The organism is Acinetobacter tibetensis (genome assembly GCF_023824315.1).
Classification (GTDB): Bacteria; Pseudomonadota; Gammaproteobacteria; order Pseudomonadales; family Moraxellaceae; genus Acinetobacter; species Acinetobacter tibetensis.
The window spans coordinates 1,701,853-1,718,922 of record NZ_CP098732.1 but is presented as its reverse complement, the minus strand read 5'-3'; the positions used below and the strand labels follow the sequence as shown (position 1 = coordinate 1,718,922).

Genomic DNA, 17,070 nt, shown 5'->3' with positions numbered 1-17,070 from the left:
AATCGATTAAGTCCAACAGCATGGTTCATTTTATTATGGTGTTTAGGTTTCTTATCACTTAGCTTAATTGCTGGATTCTTTAGACTTTTGTTAAGCTTTGCATATTAATCATAAACCTCCTACTTTAAACTTTGGATAGCTGTGTGAATACAGCTATCCATTTCTTATATGAGCATGACACCTTATGTATAAATCAGAACAACTTGCACTAAGTCTAAAACATCTGATTGAAACGGGGACTTGGAAGCCACACGAAAAGCTTCCTTCTTTACGCCAACAAGCCGAAGCATCAGGATTTAGCCTGATTACTGTCATGAATGCATATCAAGAACTCGAAGCACAAGGACTTATCTATTCAAAAGAGAAATTAGGCTATTTTGTGGCTGAAAATCCGTTACAGGTTGCCTTGGCCAAAAAAGTTGTTTTGAATGAAAAAATAGAAATCAACTCTTTGGTTTTTAGATATTTAAAATCAATTCAATCTGAAAAAATTGTACCTTTGGGGAGCGCATTTCCGAATAGTCAATTACTTTACTCCCCTAAGCTGATGCAAACCTTAGCGCAACAGGCGAAGCACCGTATTAGCTATGAGCAAACGCCGAGTTTGCCTCCTGGTAATTATGAATTAAGAAAACAGATTGCCCAACGTTATTGCATGCAAGGCATTCCAACCGATCCTTCAGACATCGTCATTACTTCTGGCGGCTTAGATGCATTAAATCTATCACTGAAAGCCATGACTCAAGCAGGCGATTATATTCTTCTACAAGAAACTATTTTCTATGGTGCATGGCAAGCTGCTGAAAATTTGGGTTTAAAAGTCATTACTATTCCAGAGCATCCCGAACATGGCTTAGATTTGGAAGCCTTTAAAAAAGCAATCACAACCTACCCCATTAAAGTTTGTTTGCTTATGCTGAATAGCCACAATCCAATTGGATTTACGGTGAATGAAGACATAAAATTTGAACTGGCAAAACTCTTACATGAGCATGAAATTTATTTAATTGAAGATGATGTTTACGAGGAGCTTTATTACGATCAAAAAAAGCCACTTTCAATGAAATATTATGATCAGCAAAATTTGGTACTACACTGCTCTTCTTTTTCTAAAACGCTGGGTGCGGGCTTTCGTGTAGGTTGGGTCTATGCGGGAAAATTTTCTGAACATATACAGCATGTACAATTAATGAGCACCATTTCGGTAAACTCCTTTATTCAAAATGCACTGGCAGATTATCTGACGCATCGCCATTACGAAAAACATTTAAAAAGCTTGAGAAATACACTGAAACGGTTAAAAAACCAATATTATCAATATCTAATAAAGGCTTTACCCGAAGACTGTCAGGTCAGTTATTATCCATCAGGCTATTTTCTATGGATTACCCTACCAGAACATATCGATAGCAGTCGCATTTATGAAAAACTGATTTTGAATGATATTGGTGTGGCACCCAGTATTCTTTTTTATCGAAAAAATAAAAAGCAAAACCATATTCGTATCAACTGTTCTTTCGAAATGAACGATGAAATGATCAAAAAATTAGATATTTTGATCGCCCAGATTTCAGAGCGATAGCTCATTTTGCTCAGCAAATATATAAAGATTTACTCGATTCGTTCCGAGCAATATAAATATGTAAAGTGTTTATCTATTTATAAGCGGGCTTTGTCTTGCTAGTAAAAGGAGAGCTTAGTTTAAAAAATATTCCCAGATAATGAAGCCGATGAAGAACCCGAGAAATGAATATAAGGTAATGATAAAGAATACAAACCATGCCTTATTTTTTTTAAGTAAAAAATTCATTGTGAATACCTAGAGCTGCGCTAACTTTGTGGTTATTTTACTACCTATAAAATTTAACAATAGGTACAGTTCACGCTGAAATCAATATAACAGATAGGATATGTATATCATTCAAAACATTGGTTTTTGGCTTATTGTTGTATCTGGAAAATAATCGATAGAATGCTTTATATTTCTTGAACAGAAATATCCGTGATTTGATCAGAATTCTGATAATGGGACTGCAAAAGTAGCACCAATTCCTTTGCTCTTTTTTCCGTATAATAACAATTACCATCATTTAAGCTAGTCAACCACTCTGGAAGCGAACCCAGTATGGTTTGCTTACATTCGCGAGTGCCATAATACACTTCTCTGCCCGATTGCTTAGCAATAATGATAAAATTTGACATAAGGAATATTCTAAGTCACGGAATAAATTTAGAGGCGTTGTTTTGAACAACATCCTCAGTTTTTGTCTTCATCACCTGTAGTGATTCACAGTTAATTTTATTGATACAGCTCTCTATTTTTGATCATTTTGTGATTAAACCTACTTTATTAATTTAACAATTTTACAGCCATAAAAGAAGTCTATATTGAATGTGGACCTTGCCTAAGCTCATTGCTAGCACAGCGTGCTTTTGAATAGATGACTATTCTTAAGTTTTAATACTGCAAAAAAGCTGTGTAATCATAGGAATGAGAACACATATGTAATTAAGCGACTTTCGGCAATGCTGAGTTAAACAGAAAAAATTCTTATGTAACATAAGTTTTACTCTATAAATTCCGAATTAATTGATAAAAATTGGAGAAAGTGATCATCAATTACACAAAAGAATTAGAGACTACCAAACATAAGGAGCAGTCTTATACACTTTGTATGGTCACTCAACAGAGGGTTCTATTCTCTCGTGTCTTAAATCAATGGCTATCCGTGATTCGGGCAGTATAGGGTAAAATATGCAGAGTAACTTACAACACACTTCAGGTCTAACTTATCCCACATATTATGTAATCAACGAGTTTTTATTTCTCTAGCAAATTTATTATATAAAAATCTATTCAATGTTCTTACTGTTTATTGGAATTAACTCTAAACAGAGATCAATCTGATGAAAGCATTGAGTGTAAAGGCAAATAAACATGGGTGTAACTTAAAACTTAACTCTCAAGGAAAAAGTGGTCTGAGTCTTTAAGTCTATGTTAAAATTAGAGTGAATCTATACCAAATAGGTCAAGCTATGGAAACAATTATTATTACATTCATCATGGCGATCATTCTTGTGCTGCTTATCTTATTCTATAATAAGAAAAAGTGAAAACGTTTAGCACCAACCCTTGAACCTTATTGTAAATTATTGTTTTTTATTATAAAAAAAAGACATCGCCTAAGCGATGTCTTTTCAACAATACAATGATTTTGATTGCTTAGGATGATGCATTTTGATCATTTGGAATGAGCGGTTGCGCCAAAACGCTTTCGTGCTCTTCAACTTTATTGCCTTCAGTTTTAGCAATTACAGCAGTTGCAACACTGTTACCAATAATGTTGGTTGCGGTACGTCCCATATCTAGGAAATGGTCAACTGCTAGAATAAGCAAAATGCCTGCTTCTGGTAGTTTAAACATCGACAATGTTGCCGCAATAACCACCAATGAAGCACGAGATACACCTGCAATTCCTTTACTGGTAATCATCAAGGTTAAAAGCATTAAGATTTGCTGAGATAGACTTAATTCAATGTTATAGGCTTGTGCAATGAATAACACCGCAAAAGACATATAAATCATTGAGCCATCTAAATTAAATGAATAACCTAATGGCAGTACAAAACTAATAATACGCTTAGGTACACCAAATTTTTCTAAAGCAACCATAAGCTTTGGATAAGCTGATTCGCTACTTGCAGTGGCAAAACCTAAAAGGGTTGGTTCACGTACTGTTTTAAGTAAACGGAAAACATCCTTTTTAAGAAAAATATAGCCAACACCAATAATGATTACCCAAAGAATCAATAAACTTGCATAGAACTCGCCAATAAAAACGCTATAGTCGAGAATAATTTGCGGGCCTTTTAAGGTAATGGCCGATGCAATTGCTGCGAATACAGCAATTGGTGAAAATGTCATGACATAATCTGTAATACGGAACATGACACGGCACAATTCATCAATAATTTTTGCAATTACCGTACCTTCATCTTGCTGATGATGGACGTATGCTAATGCAGAACCAAAGAAAATGGAGAATACCAAAATCTGTAGAATTTCATTATTCGCCATGGCTTCAGCGAAGCTTTTTGGGAAAATGTGCGTAATGAAGGTTTGTAAGCTTAGATTCGTTGCTGTTACACCTACATCAACTGGTGCAGTAGGTATTGGGAGATTCATACCTGCGCCAGGTTGAAATAAATTGGCTAGACCCATACCCAAAAGTAGAGAAATAAGTGAAGCGCCAATGAACCAACTCATTGCTTTAAGTGTAATTGAACCTAAAGATGATGATTTACCCATTGAGATGAGACCAGAGACAATCGTCGCAAATACCAATGGTGCAATAATCATTTTAATTAATCTTAAGAATACATCTGTAAGAATCTTAAAATATGAAGCGATGTTTTCAGCCTGAGTAATGCTCAAATTGCTATGAAAAAGCCAACCAATTAATATTCCTGATACCATGGCAACTAGAATAAACTTTAATAGTTTCTTCTGATTCATATAAAATTTCCTTTTAATACCCTAAAATCGATAAAAACATCCTATTGTTTTATAGGATGTTATGATTTTCTTCCTACTATGCCAAATATCCATTTGACTTAGGGGTGCTTGGCAGAATCTAAACAATATCAATTCAAATTAACAATGCAAAAAAGTATTTATCCATGCAAAAAATGCATAGTGATTGTTAAGTATTTATACAAAATGCCAATGACTGTTTGAATTAAAGAAACTTAAATATGAAATGTGTTTGTTGAAATCAAACATTACAATTAGTGGAATTGACAGAACTAGGATTTGGTTAATGATAAGTAAAACTCTCCAATCGTGCGGCTTGGCACTTACCCTCCTTGCATCATCTATGTCGCTTTATGCAAAAAACAATGTTGTTATTGTTGCTACTGGTGGCACTATTGCAGGCGCGGGTGCAAGTTCAACGAACAGCGCAACTTATAGTGCTGCAAAAGTACCTGTTGATGCGCTAATTAAAGCAGTTCCTCAAGTAAACGATTTGGCGAATATTACAGGTATTCAGGCACTTCAAGTTGCATCTGAAAGTATTACAGACAAGGAATTGTTGTCTTTAGCCCGTCAAGTGAATGATCTGGTCAAGAAACCTTCAGTGAATGGCGTAGTGATTACTCATGGTACTGATACCATGGAAGAAACAGCATTCTTTCTTAATTTAGTTGTTCATACAGACAAGCCAATCGTATTGGTAGGTTCTATGCGTCCATCCACTGCTCTATCGGCAGATGGTCCTTTAAATCTGTATAGTGCAGTTGCGCTTGCTTCATCTAATGAAGCAAAAAACAAAGGCGTAATGGTGCTAATGAATGACTCGATTTTTGCTGCACGTGATGTTACAAAAGGAATCAACATTCATACCCATGCCTTTGTAAGCCAATGGGGTGCTTTGGGAACTTTGGTTGAAGGCAAACCTTACTGGTTCAGAAGTTCTGTAAAAAAACATACCAATAATTCTGAATTTAATATCGAAAAAATTCAGGGCGATGCATTACCAGGTGTACAGATTGTGTATGGTTCGGACAATATGATGCCTGATGCATACCAAGCTTTTGCTAAAGCTGGCGTAAAAGCGATTATTCATGCAGGTACGGGTAATGGTTCAATGGCGAATTATCTAGTTCCTGAAGTAAGAAAATTACATGATGAACAAGGTCTTCAAATTGTACGTTCATCACGTGTTGCGCAAGGGTTTGTACTTCGTAATGCCGAACAACCTGATGATAAATATGGTTGGATTGCAGCACATGATTTAAATCCACAAAAAGCCCGTCTTTTAATGGCTTTAGCATTAACCAAAACCAATGATGCAAAAGAAATTCAAAACATGTTCTGGAACTACTAAGCGTTAAATTAACGTTATTGATCTAAAACATCAAAGGCAGATTCAGCAAAAATTAGATGAATCTGCCTTTTATTTTTTTAATTTTCATATTTTCAATCACTCGGCCTTTTTCTAAGAAGCCTTTTTTGTGATGTTTTTTGTTATTTTCTAGCCCTTTTTTTGTATCTAAAAAATATATTTTTTAAAGTTTGTAATATTTTGCCAATCGCCACTCAGCAAAAATAATTTAAATCTTACTCATCCTGCTCTATCAAGACTGAAAATGTCACTGACAATCAGAAGAATTGACTCTATTCACAGCATTAATTCGTCCATTGTATGTAACTGTTGCAATACAACTATAATTACTGGCATTCCACCAATAATTGGTCTTCGAGCTATAATCTGCTGAGCGACTGGTCAATAGATAGTTGTATCGGCGAAAGACAGAGTTTGCTGCATTTGCTTTTGTTTCTTCTAAATTTTTTATTTCGGGGGGCATTTGCATGCTTTCATTTTTTTTATTACTAGCACGTTCATACTGAGCCAAGGCAGAAAAGGACGCGATAGATAACGCTGCATTAGAAAATGTTGTGGTGTCTGTTGCATACTGATCTAATGGATTCGATTCCCTTTCTCCAGAGCTAGCCGTAATACTTGCCAAATCAGAATGTTCAGATAAGGTTTCTGCTTGAGCTATAGAAAAAAATGGGCCAATGAAACATAAAGCATAAATTATTTTCTGGATATTGTTCATTTTCTGACTCCCCGCGATCCTTGAGAAGATTATTGTTATAGAGATACTCTAAGCCTTTTTTTTCAGAAAAAGAAGAGCTGAAATAATTTTAAATAAAACAAATCTTATTGAATTTTATCCTTATTTTTAGGTGACTTTATTCATATCAGTATCTTATTTAAAGTTTAGAGTTTAGAGTTTATTCATTAAAAAAATAGCTAGAGCATCTCGTTCTAGCTATTTATTCAAATCAATTTTAGAGAAACGTTTTAAACGTAATCTACCTTGCCTTGATCTAATAGATTAAGCTTTAAGATTTTTTTCTTTTTATAGCGGTAACCAATAAAGAGACCCACAAACCAGATTGGAGAAAGTGCAAGTGCAATTAAAGTATCATGATCTAAAGCTAAAATGACAATCGTGAAAACCAAGAACAACATAGTAAACCATGCCATGAAGAGTCCGCCAGGCATCTTATAATTTGATTTGAGGTGTAATTCAGGGTCTTTTTTACGATATGCAATATAAGAAAGTACAATCAACATAAATGTAAAAATACATAAAATTGACGTTAATGCAGAAATAATCGTAAATGCAGTCATGACATTTGGCACAATAAATAGAATTGATGTTCCAAGTGTTACGCACACCATAGAGAAAACTAAACCACGAATCGGAACTTTACGTTTTGACAACTTGCTAAAGCTTTTAGGCGCATCATTTTCTAAAGATAAACCGTATAACATACGGCTGGTCGCAAAAATACCACTATTTGCAGAAGAAAGAGCTGATGTTGCAACAACAAAGTTAATTAGGCCTGCTGCAATGGGTAAACCAACATGGGTAAACATTTCTACATATGGGCTTTTTTCTGGTGAAACTTGTGCCCAAGACGTCACAGCAATAATACAAACCAATGAGCCTACATAAAACAACAAAATTCTTAATGGAATAGAGTTGATGGCTTTAGGGAGTGATTTGTGTGGATCCTTGGTTTCAGCAGCAGTGGTGCCGACCAATTCAATACCGACAAAAGCAAAAATAGCAATTTGGAAGCCAGCCAAGAAACCAGTTAAACCGTATGGGAACATGGAGCCACTTTCAAATAAATGTGAGAAAGATGCTGTCACACCATTTGGAGAAACATAGTGGGTACTAATTAAATACAGCCCCGCGACAATAAATAAGATAATCGCAACAATTTTAATTAGGGAGAACCAGAACTCTAATTCACCAAACATTCTTACTGCAACAAAGTTTAATATGGTCAAAATGGCGAGTGAAGCAAACGCAGGTATCCATACAGGCATATCGGGATACCAGAATTGCATATACCCCCCTATTACAATAACATCGGTAATAGCGGTAATAATCCAGTTACACCAATAAGACCAACCTAGAAAAAAACCTGCCCATGGGCCTAAATATGCGGTCGCAAAATCGGCGAAGGTTTTAAAATTTGTATTTGCAAGCAATAGTTCTCCCATTGCACGCATAACAAAGAAAAAGAAAAATCCAATAATTAAATAGGTCAGAATAATCGAAGTTCCTGAAATACTCAGTGTTTTACCAGAACCCATAAATAATCCAGTACCAATTGCACCACCAATGGCAATCATCTGGATATGACGATTTGTCAATGAGCGTTGCAATTTTTCTTCATCTTGTTCAGTCATGTGCTGACTTCCAAGAAGGTCTCCTTCTAGAAATTGCTTTCCCTTGTTCTTACTCATGTAATGTTTACTCCAATTTATAACAACCGTTACAAATCCTTTAATAACGACTTAACCCACATAATGAATAATCTTATTTATTTAAATTCAACATAAAATTAATTTAAATAATTGAGAGTAAAAATCCATTTATTCTGCTTTCTTAAGTCTTGCTTGATCGCTTTTAATTAAATGGATGACTTAAATATGACTTATTTAAAACCCAATAATCACTCCAATAAAAATTCAAATAAATGACTAATTAATAATCAGGTTAAATATGGTTTAGTAGCATATTTAACTGAATAAAATTTCTGGTGGATCATACCGCACACTTTAGACTTTTTTGTTTAATTGCTCTTTATTTCTGCTTAATTTAAAAGCACTTGTTTAATTAAAAATGTACATTTAGCTAAAAAATATTCGAGTAAATAGTTGCAATTATCCATTAGTCTAGTGATCTTTATTTTAAGAATTGATAGTTTAAAATAAAAACTACCAATTCTATTATGAATATCCTGAGTATTTATAAACCCTGATATTTATAAGCAAATACCAGGTGAAAGCTTCTCAGGTAAAATAACTGTGTCACTTTCTAATGAAGCTATAGGCCACGCACAATAATCGGCTGCATAGAAAGCACTTGCACGATGATTCCCAGAAGCCCCTACACCTCCAAAAGGTGCAGCACTGGATGCACCCGTTAATGGTTTATTCCAGTTCACGATTCCTGCACGCGCTTCAATAATTAAGCGATCGAACAAGTTCCGATTTGGTGAAACCAAACCCACAGACAGCCCAAAACGGGTCTGGTTTGCAAGACTTAAGGCTTCATCAAAGTCTTTATAACGACAGATAGTGGTTAAAGGTCCGAAGTATTCTTCATCGGGGACTTCAACTTTTGTAACCTCAAGAATTCCAGCCGTAAGTAGTGAACTTTCAGCATTAGGACGCGTCATTTCTAACAGCGCAGTCGCCCCTAGAGCTAATAATTGTTGTTGTGCTTTCAGCATCAGATCGGCAGCTTGAGATGAAATCACCCCTCCCATAAATGGCTGTGGTTGTTGATTCCAGTGACCTACTACTAATTTTTGTGCAGTCTCAACAAAGCGCTGAACAAAGGCATCACCATTGGCACCTTCTTTCACCAAAATTCGGCGAGCACACGTACAGCGTTGCCCTGCTGAAACAAAAGCAGACTGAATCGCCAAATGAACCACGGCGCCTACATCAACAGCTTCATCAATAATGAGTGTATTATTGCCTCCCATTTCTAAAGCAAGAATTTTCTCTGGACTAGCCGCCATTTGTTTATGCAAGTGATAACCCGTATTGGCGCTACCTGTAAAAAGTAAACCATCAATTTGTGCTGAAGCTGCCAGTGCTTCACCTGTCTGGCGCCCCCCTTGTACCAGATTTAAAACACCATCAGGCAAACCTGCTTGCTGCCAAAGTTTTACTGTTTCTTCAGCAGTCCATGGGGTTAATTCACTGGGCTTAAATACGAGGGTATTTCCTGCAATTAAGGCGGGAACAATATGCCCATTGGGCAAATGACCTGGAAAATTGTAAGGTCCAAATACAGCCAATACTCCATGCGGACGATGGCGTAATGATGCAACGCCATCTGCCATGACAGTTTGGCTAGCGCCCGTTCGCTCATGGTAAGCACGTACAGAAATTGCCACTTTAGCAATCATGGACTGAACTTCGGTCAGTGTTTCCCAAAGGGGTTTACTGGTTTCTTGGCTAATGACTTCCGCCAGACGAGTTTTATTCTGCTCCAATAATGCTGCAAAACGTTCAATGATCTCGATACGTTGTTCTAATGCGCATTTCGCCCATGCAGGAAAGGCTTGACGTGCAGCAAGTGTGGCTTTTTCGACATCCTCTTGGTTGGCTGCTTGAGCAGTCCAGAGTGCTTGATTGCTGATTGGATTTGTTTTGATCCATTCTGCACCATGCCCATTCAGCCATTGTCCTTGTATAAATTGTTTGCCCTGAATCATGCTTTGTGTTCCTTCGGATTTAAGGACAACACACGAACCACATCACCCTGAGCTACTTTGAGTTGCTCAGCCTGCGCTTGCGTTAACTGTATGTTTTTTTGCTCAGGATCATGCTGAATCAAAAGGCCACGGTAGTCTTGATAATGGTCATTTGAAATTAAATACGGTTCAGCTTCATTCAAAGTTGCTGCTTCAACAATTTCAATTGGAAGAACAGTACTTTCTTTAATTGAACGTAAGTTCTCTACATCAGCTTCTAAAGTCGCGCCACCATCGAAAATATCGACATAACCTTGGAAACGTAAACCTTCACCTAACAATAATTTATAAGCAGGTAAGGTATTGGGATGGACTTTGCCAATCACTTCTTGAGCTGCTGCAGGCAACATATCGACATATAACGGATAGCGTGGCATCAGTTCTGCAATAAAAGACTTCTGTCCTGTACCGCTAAGATAATCAGCTTTCCTAAATTCCATATTGAAAAACTTATGTCCGACTGCATCCCAGAACGGAGAGTTGCCGACTTCGTCCGAATATCCGCGCATTTCTGCAACAATGCGTTTTTCAAAAATATTTCTGAATGCTGCAATAAACAAGAAGCGGATTTTTGAAAGAAACTTCCCGTTCATTTCTTTACGATAATCAGGATCGAGGAACAACGTACATAATTCACTACACGTAGTATGGTCATTGCTTAAAAACAAGGTTTGGTGTGCTTTATACACATTGAGTGTTTTTGAAGAATGTACTTGAGTGCCCACATGGAAGTTGTACCAAGGCTCACTTAAGCCCAGAGCAACTTCAATCCCACAGAGCCCAACTACTTTGTTAATGCTGGTATCTTCTAAAACAAAGAAATAGCCTTGATCTGCTTTGCTCAGTTTGCCGCGCACGGTATCGCAAGCGCGTTTCAGTTTTGCTGCCAAAATTTCCAAGTTGGGCTGTAATGAAGTAAGCCCATAACCTGCTTTTTCAGCAAGCTGATAGATGTCATTGATATCATCTTCTCGGATATAACGAATAATCATCATTTATGCACACTCCTTCAATTCGTGTGAAAATTTTTCAAGAGCTTGCTCAAAACGGCTTAACCCTTCATCGATATCTTCAAATGGAATAATGAGTGAAGGTGTAAAACGAACAACATTTGGACCTGCAACCAGCGCCAGTAAGCCTTGCTCACCTGCTAAATTGACAATATTTTTGGCTTGCCCTGCATGTTCTCCTTTCAAGACGCATCCGATGAGTAAACCTTGACCACGAATTTGCTCAAAAACATTGAATTTCGCATTAATCTTATTTAGACCAGTGACAAAATAATCAAATCGTTGCTGAACACCCTCTAAAACTTCTGGCGTGTTGATAAATTCGAATACCGCATTTGCCACTGCACAAGCCAATGGGTTGCCGCCATAAGTTGTGCCATGATCACCCACTGCATACATATTGGCGTATTGATTTGTGGTAATCATCGCGCCGATTGGGAAGCCACCCCCTAAAGCTTTGGCAGTGGTTAGAATGTCAGGAGTAACACCTGTATTCATATAGGCATAGAGAGAGCCTGTACGCCCAACACCTGTTTGGACTTCATCAAAAATCAGGACGGCGCCATGTTCATCACAGAGTTGGCGCAAGCCTTTTAAAAACTCAAGATCAGCAGGAAGTACGCCGCCTTCACCTTGAATAGGTTCAACAATAACGGCACAAGTATTTTCATTGATCACGGCTTTTGCCTGCTCTAAATCATTAAATGCAGTATGTTGAATACCTTCTGGTAGCGGTGCGAAATCTTGAGAATACTTTGGCTGACCACCTGCGGTCACAGTGAATAAAGTACGGCCGTGAAATGCATTCTTAAACGCAACAATTTGATTTTTATTTGCATGACCACTGAGCAAACCGACTTTGCGTGCAAGTTTTAAAGCAGCTTCATTTGCTTCTGCACCTGAATTACAGAAAAAAACTTTGTCTGCAAATGTGTTTTTAACGAGCTGCTTTGCTAAACGAAGAACAGGTTCATTGGTATAACCATTGCCAATATGCCAAAGTTGAGTCGCCTGTTCCGTTAAGGCCTGAACTGCCACTGGATGTGCATGACCTAATGCATTTACTGCAATGCCACCTGCAAAATCAATATATTGCTTGTCATTTTGATCCCAAACCTGAGAACCTTGACCACGCACTAAGATAAAATTTGCTGGGGCAAAAACTGGAACCATCCAATCATTAAAGTTTTTACGCGTCACTGCTAAGTTATTCATTTTGCTATTCTCTCCAATAGGTTTTAAATTCGTTTTATCGTTAGTGGCTTACTGAAATGGGTCTAGATATTCATTCATGTGGCAGTGCGATGTGCCCTAATTCCGTGTAGCTATAAGCGTTATAGAAAATAAAAAATGACGAAGACGGTTTTAGACCGCGTGAAATTCTGGATTGAGGAAAAGAACCTACAATCGCGTTGCCAGTATAATTTTCTGTGTTAGTCATCTTTTTTCCTTAACGACCTAAGCTTCCATCTGCGCTTAAAACCCTTTAGCGAGACTTTGGATCTCTAACTAAATTTAAGTCTGAAATAAAACCGAATCATCAGCAGGCTTAGCGCATTTTTCTATTATTAAGGATCAAAATGACTTAAAAAATTTGTAGTTTTTTCTAAAATGAATTATTTTTTTCCAAATTGACAATTGCAGGATGCAAAATGAGCGAAATAGACCAAATAATTCTCGGTTTGCTAAAAGAAAATGCTCGAATGTCTGTCACAGATTTGGCGGAAAAAACGGGGGTATCTCGTCCAACCATCAAGAGCAGAATTGACTATATGGAGTCCTCTGGCATCATCACAGGATATACTGTGCGATACCGTCCAGATGTAGAGAAAAATATTATTCGTGCTTGGATGAGCATCATGGTAGAAGGTACTAAAGCCAGATCGGTCATTAGTGAATTACGTTTAGATTCAGCCGTTGAACGCTTACATAAAACCAATGGGAAATGGGATATTTTGGTTGAAATTCAAGCGGATTCGCTAGAGAATTTTGATAAAGTCTTAGAAAGAATTCGATGCATTTCTGGTATTTATAATAGTGAAACGAGTATCTTGCTCTCGACTTTTAAAACCTAATGTTAATAAAACTTAATTTGGATATTCTCGTAATCAAAATGCTGAAGAACTCTAAATATAGATAAAATTTAGGTTTTATTTTTTTCTTATAAATTAAAATTTTTCTACTTTGATCAGTTGTTTATTAAGTATTTTAAACAATGAAATAGTGCCCTTAATTGAAGTTTTCTTACCATTAAAACAACCTGTTGGGGTGAATGAAGAAGATGGTATTTAAAATACTTTAGAAAATGAAAAGCAATGTTAGGATGTAAGCGAGATAATCTTATGAGTTGCAAGGAAATATAAGTATGACAGTATCACAATTAGAGTTTTATCAAGCCAAGTTAAATTATGAAATGGACTCTTGGGATTTATTTGAAGCATTAAGTCAGGGACAAAAGATTATTGTAGTTGATGGACGCAGTGCTATAGCCTATCAACATGAGCACATTCCAAATGCAATTAATATTCCGCATCGAAGTATTACGCAGGAGACATTAGCTCATTTGGATCAAACTGTGTTGTATGTCACTTATTGTGATGGTATAGGTTGTAATGCCTCGACCAAAACGGCGCTGAAAATGTCGACTTTAGGCTTTCAGGTCAAAGAACTAATTGGTGGTTTGGACTGGTGGAAACGAGATGGCTACCAAACGATGGGTGATAATGCTCGTGCTGGAACGAGTATCGATTGTGGTTGTGCGGGTTAAGACATCTAGAAGAAATTGTTCTAATGCTAAAAGTCCAGTTTCTTCTATTCTTTTCTAATCATTCTTGGATTTAATCACCTGTATTTCCATGATTAAATCTTGACTGTATCACTCTCTATCATAAGTCGTTTCAATAGCAGTGCTTATATTTTTTATGATGAAAATCAGATTTTACAATAATAAAATACCGATAAAATGAATAAGGCAATGAAAGTTTTATTTACATAAGAACAGAATCGTATTGGTCTAAAAAGGACCTTATTCACACGAACAAGCTAAGGATAGCGAGTATGGATTTTAAGATGCACGGTAAAGCCCATCACTTCTTTTCTTCACATGCAATCCTGATTATTACTTTTGCCCAGCTTTTTGGGACATCGTTATGGTTTAGTGCAAATAGTGCAGCAGCCAATTTAATTCAAGAATGGCATATTACAGTTGCAGATATCGGTTGGCTAACCAATGCTGTACAAGCAGGTTTTATTCTTGGAACCTTCTTGATTGCCTTTACGGGTTTTGCAGATCGTTTTAAAGCGAGTTCTATTTTTACGGGTGCAGCACTGTTGGGTGCATTGTTTAATTTGTGTTTTGCATGGTTAGCACAGGGTTTAATCGATGGCATGATCTACCGCTTTTGCGTGGGTCTGTGTTTGGCTGGCATCTACCCCATTGGGATGAAGTTGGTGGTGCAATGGGCACCTCATCGAGCCGGAGCAGTTTTAGCACTTTTGGTTGCCATGCTTACATTGGGTACGGCATTACCCCATGCCCTGAATGGCTTATCAGCCAATTTAAACTGGCATTATGTGATTACTTTCTCATCCATTTTGGCATTAGTTGCTGCATTGCTTATTTTTATATTGGGTGATGACCAACCTGCGCAGGTCGTTAAAAAAAGAATAGTGACTGGAAATGCATTCCAAGTCTTTAAAATCAAAAAATTTAAAGCCTCCGCACTCGGATATTTTGGTCACATGTGGGAGTTATATGCTTTTTGGACCATTTTGCCTCTTTTTATTGCTCATTCAGGTGTTTTAAAAGCCCTCGGCTTATCGAATGTGCCATTGGCGACATTTTTAATTATGGCATGTGGTGCTATAGGCTGTATTTTAGGTGGATATTGGTCAAAGAAGTATGGCAGTGATCGCGTTGCTATGGGGGCTTTATTTCTCTCTGGTCTATGTTGTCTGATTTTTGCATTGGCTTGGCGTTATTTACCTGCGTGGTCATTGCTGATTGTTCTAATTGTATGGAGTGCATCTGTCATTGCAGATTCACCACAATTTTCTGCACAGGCTTCGGTTGCCTGTCCTCCAGAAAAACTGGGTGCAGCACTCTCTATTCAGAATTCTATTGGCTTTGCGATAACCATCGTATCCATTGCATTTACGACCTATGCTTTTGATCAGATAGGTTTAGATTCTGCCTGGATTCTTTTATTGGGTCCTGTTTTGGGTATCTTGGGTTTTTATAGGACAATGTCAAAAACCGAATGAAGTTTTGTTCTTGGTAAATTGATTTTTGACTCAGTTGTTGATTTATATAAGTTAATTTTATAAGTTGAATTGGTGTGTGATAGCTTATTCATATGTAATATGAATAAGCTATCTTTTAAAAAACTAGAAGAAAATTGTATTAAAATTTAAAACTATAATCCACATTAATACGTGTTTCATTCGTAGAATGGAAGGTCATATTGGTTGGCATATCATTTCGATAATGAGAAAAACGCGTTCTAAGCCCCAAGCCTTTTAAACGCCCTTCTGGTATGCGATAACCGAGCTCAAACTCTAAGGATTCTTCTTCAAAACGTCGGTCACCGTATGTTAGTAAATCAATGTCATCCCCTTTGGCATAACGCGTCATAAAACGCAGACCATTGAGCGAATTTTCACCTAGATGAACATTTTTAAAATCATAGTCATAACGTAAAGAAACCACTTTTTCATCTTTGTTGGAGTAATCCGAACTCATAAAATCAAGCACAACTGGGCTTTCCGCACCCGATAAAAATGGCAGACCTGTATCACCAAAAGACTGCATATAGCCAATCGAGAGCGTATGCCCCTGCATGCTGAGACCAAACAACCCACTTAAGTGACGATTATCCACAGCGCCTATTTTTTCACTTCCCGTATCATTACTGTTAAAAAAGCGAACATCCGTTAAGAAATTATACTGATCTGAAATAGGATGCTTACCTAGAATACCCAGAAATTGCTGTTGGTAAATGTCCTGTAATTCAGCATGATACATACGGATGCGATAGGCATCACTGAGTTGGTAAACTCCCCCAAGCGTATAGAAATGATCAGTCGTTGCAGCCCGATCAAAACGATGATTAATGTTATCAATACCCACATCGGTATAGCGAATAGAATCGCGTTGGCGGACTTTATCAACATAAAACCCTTCCAATTGCAGCTTAGGAATTTCTGTAGAAACCAATCTCACACCACGATAAGTCTGCGGGAATAATCTTGCTGGAGAAGAAAAAATTGTCGGAAGTTGTGGAACCAGATCTCCCACATAAAGTTCATTTTTACTCAATCGTACTTTTCCAGTTACACCAATTTTTCCATAATAATCGTCTCTTGAATTGTCCGAATTGACAGCCAATAAGCCCGTTCGTGCGTAATCATCTGCTTGACTTCCCAATAAATTAAAACCAGCCATTGCTAGGATATCTACACCAAATCCTAAGGTTCCATCGGTATAACCCGATTGTCCTTTAAAGATAAAACCCTGAGCCCAATCTCGAGCAGCAGTGTAAGGATAAGGATCTTTTTTATAATCCCGATCAAAATAGAAATTTCGCAATGTAATTTCGGCCTGACTATCTGCAATGAACTGCGCATGTGCCATGTTGGCAAAAATTGGGCACAAGCAGATCCCCATCCATAAAGATGTCTTTTTCATTTTTATCTCAA

15 protein-coding genes are annotated in these 17,070 nt (G+C 37.2%); 5 read left to right on the top strand and 10 right to left on the bottom strand.

What is annotated here, in order from left to right; genetic code table 11:
• Nucleotides 1–184: 184 nt before the first annotated feature.
• On the top strand, nucleotides 185–1,582 hold the full coding sequence (locus M5E07_RS08325) for an aminotransferase-like domain-containing protein (RefSeq protein ID WP_252218425.1): 1,398 nt from the start codon (nucleotides 185–187) through the stop codon (nucleotides 1,580–1,582).
• A gap of 114 nt (nucleotides 1,583–1,696) precedes the next feature.
• On the opposite strand, the gene M5E07_RS08320 is transcribed toward M5E07_RS08325, so the two are convergent.
• The 3 genes from M5E07_RS08320 to M5E07_RS08310 form a co-directional block, all read right to left on the bottom strand.
• Nucleotides 1,697–1,810 (bottom strand): hypothetical protein, encoded by a 114-nt coding sequence (locus M5E07_RS08320; protein WP_116763000.1) that lies wholly within the window; start codon nucleotides 1,808–1,810, stop codon nucleotides 1,697–1,699.
• 167 nt (nucleotides 1,811–1,977) lie between these two features.
• Nucleotides 1,978–2,202 carry a hypothetical protein gene (locus M5E07_RS08315; RefSeq protein WP_252218424.1) on the bottom strand — a complete coding sequence of 75 codons (225 nt, stop codon included), beginning with the start codon at nucleotides 2,200–2,202 and terminating at the stop codon, nucleotides 1,978–1,980.
• 1,021 nt (nucleotides 2,203–3,223) lie between these two features.
• Nucleotides 3,224–4,516 carry a dicarboxylate/amino acid:cation symporter gene (locus tag M5E07_RS08310; RefSeq protein WP_116762996.1) on the bottom strand — a complete coding sequence of 431 codons (1,293 nt, stop codon included), beginning with the start codon at nucleotides 4,514–4,516 and terminating at the stop codon, nucleotides 3,224–3,226.
• A 304-nt stretch (nucleotides 4,517–4,820) separates the two neighbouring features.
• Between M5E07_RS08310 and M5E07_RS08305 the strand changes: the two genes are divergently transcribed.
• Nucleotides 4,821–5,888 carry an asparaginase gene (locus M5E07_RS08305; RefSeq protein ID WP_116762994.1) on the top strand — a complete coding sequence of 356 codons (1,068 nt, stop codon included), beginning with the start codon at nucleotides 4,821–4,823 and terminating at the stop codon, nucleotides 5,886–5,888.
• Between the two features lie 265 nt (nucleotides 5,889–6,153).
• Here M5E07_RS08305 and M5E07_RS08300 read toward each other — a convergent pair whose 3' ends face one another.
• The 6 genes from M5E07_RS08300 to M5E07_RS08275 form a co-directional block, all read right to left on the bottom strand.
• Nucleotides 6,154–6,624, bottom strand: coding sequence for a hypothetical protein (locus tag M5E07_RS08300; protein ID WP_252218422.1), 471 nt, complete (start codon nucleotides 6,622–6,624; stop codon nucleotides 6,154–6,156).
• Nucleotides 6,625–6,872: 248 nt separating this feature from the next.
• Complete coding sequence (locus M5E07_RS08295) at nucleotides 6,873–8,336, bottom strand: amino acid permease (protein ID WP_252218421.1); 1,464 nt, start codon at nucleotides 8,334–8,336, stop codon at nucleotides 6,873–6,875.
• Nucleotides 8,337–8,857: 521 nt separating this feature from the next.
• On the bottom strand, nucleotides 8,858–10,324 hold the full coding sequence (gene astD, locus M5E07_RS08290; protein ID WP_252218420.1) for a succinylglutamate-semialdehyde dehydrogenase: 1,467 nt from the start codon (nucleotides 10,322–10,324) through the stop codon (nucleotides 8,858–8,860).
• Complete coding sequence (gene astA / locus M5E07_RS08285) at nucleotides 10,321–11,358, bottom strand: arginine N-succinyltransferase (RefSeq protein ID WP_252218419.1); 1,038 nt, start codon at nucleotides 11,356–11,358, stop codon at nucleotides 10,321–10,323. Before astA ends, astD begins: the two co-directional genes overlap by 4 nt.
• A complete protein-coding gene (locus M5E07_RS08280; RefSeq protein WP_252218417.1) occupies nucleotides 11,359–12,588 on the bottom strand; it encodes an aspartate aminotransferase family protein in 1,230 nt (409 codons plus the stop codon).
• A gap of 70 nt (nucleotides 12,589–12,658) precedes the next feature.
• The gene (locus M5E07_RS08275; RefSeq protein ID WP_252218413.1) at nucleotides 12,659–12,814 is read right to left on the bottom strand and encodes a hypothetical protein; all 156 of its coding nucleotides are present in this window, start codon (nucleotides 12,812–12,814) and stop codon (nucleotides 12,659–12,661) included.
• 211 nt (nucleotides 12,815–13,025) lie between these two features.
• Between M5E07_RS08275 and M5E07_RS08270 the strand changes: the two genes are divergently transcribed.
• The 3 genes from M5E07_RS08270 to M5E07_RS08260 all read left to right on the top strand — a co-directional run bounded on the left by M5E07_RS08270 (nucleotide 13,026) and on the right by M5E07_RS08260 (nucleotide 15,636).
• Nucleotides 13,026–13,448: an Lrp/AsnC family transcriptional regulator gene (locus M5E07_RS08270; RefSeq protein ID WP_252218412.1), complete on the top strand. Its 423-nt coding sequence runs from the start codon at nucleotides 13,026–13,028 to the stop codon at nucleotides 13,446–13,448.
• 290 nt (nucleotides 13,449–13,738) lie between these two features.
• Nucleotides 13,739–14,140, top strand: coding sequence for a rhodanese-like domain-containing protein (locus M5E07_RS08265; RefSeq protein WP_116762980.1), 402 nt, complete (start codon nucleotides 13,739–13,741; stop codon nucleotides 14,138–14,140).
• Between the two features lie 290 nt (nucleotides 14,141–14,430).
• A complete protein-coding gene (locus tag M5E07_RS08260) occupies nucleotides 14,431–15,636 on the top strand; it encodes an MFS transporter (protein WP_252218410.1) in 1,206 nt (401 codons plus the stop codon).
• 139 nt (nucleotides 15,637–15,775) lie between these two features.
• Here M5E07_RS08260 and M5E07_RS08255 read toward each other — a convergent pair whose 3' ends face one another.
• Nucleotides 15,776–17,059 carry an OprD family outer membrane porin gene (locus tag M5E07_RS08255; protein WP_252218408.1) on the bottom strand — a complete coding sequence of 428 codons (1,284 nt, stop codon included), beginning with the start codon at nucleotides 17,057–17,059 and terminating at the stop codon, nucleotides 15,776–15,778.
• Between the last annotated feature and the right edge of the window lie 11 nt (nucleotides 17,060–17,070).

Coding starts and splice junctions, on each gene's coding strand:
- M5E07_RS08325 (WP_252218425.1), top strand. CDS start 185: ATGTATAAATCAGAACAACTTGCACTAAGTCTAAAACATCTGATTGAA.
- M5E07_RS08320 (WP_116763000.1), bottom strand. CDS start 1,810: ATGAATTTTTTACTTAAAAAAAATAAGGCATGGTTTGTATTCTTTATC.
- M5E07_RS08315 (WP_252218424.1), bottom strand. CDS start 2,202: ATGTCAAATTTTATCATTATTGCTAAGCAATCGGGCAGAGAAGTGTAT.
- M5E07_RS08310 (WP_116762996.1), bottom strand. CDS start 4,516: ATGAATCAGAAGAAACTATTAAAGTTTATTCTAGTTGCCATGGTATCA.
- M5E07_RS08305 (WP_116762994.1), top strand. CDS start 4,821: ATGATAAGTAAAACTCTCCAATCGTGCGGCTTGGCACTTACCCTCCTT.
- M5E07_RS08300 (WP_252218422.1), bottom strand. CDS start 6,624: ATGAACAATATCCAGAAAATAATTTATGCTTTATGTTTCATTGGCCCA.
- M5E07_RS08295 (WP_252218421.1), bottom strand. CDS start 8,336: ATGAGTAAGAACAAGGGAAAGCAATTTCTAGAAGGAGACCTTCTTGGA.
- astD (WP_252218420.1), bottom strand. CDS start 10,324: ATGATTCAGGGCAAACAATTTATACAAGGACAATGGCTGAATGGGCAT.
- astA (WP_252218419.1), bottom strand. CDS start 11,358: ATGATGATTATTCGTTATATCCGAGAAGATGATATCAATGACATCTAT.
- M5E07_RS08280 (WP_252218417.1), bottom strand. CDS start 12,588: ATGAATAACTTAGCAGTGACGCGTAAAAACTTTAATGATTGGATGGTT.
- M5E07_RS08275 (WP_252218413.1), bottom strand. CDS start 12,814: ATGACTAACACAGAAAATTATACTGGCAACGCGATTGTAGGTTCTTTT.
- M5E07_RS08270 (WP_252218412.1), top strand. CDS start 13,026: ATGAGCGAAATAGACCAAATAATTCTCGGTTTGCTAAAAGAAAATGCT.
- M5E07_RS08265 (WP_116762980.1), top strand. CDS start 13,739: ATGACAGTATCACAATTAGAGTTTTATCAAGCCAAGTTAAATTATGAA.
- M5E07_RS08260 (WP_252218410.1), top strand. CDS start 14,431: ATGGATTTTAAGATGCACGGTAAAGCCCATCACTTCTTTTCTTCACAT.
- M5E07_RS08255 (WP_252218408.1), bottom strand. CDS start 17,059: ATGAAAAAGACATCTTTATGGATGGGGATCTGCTTGTGCCCAATTTTT.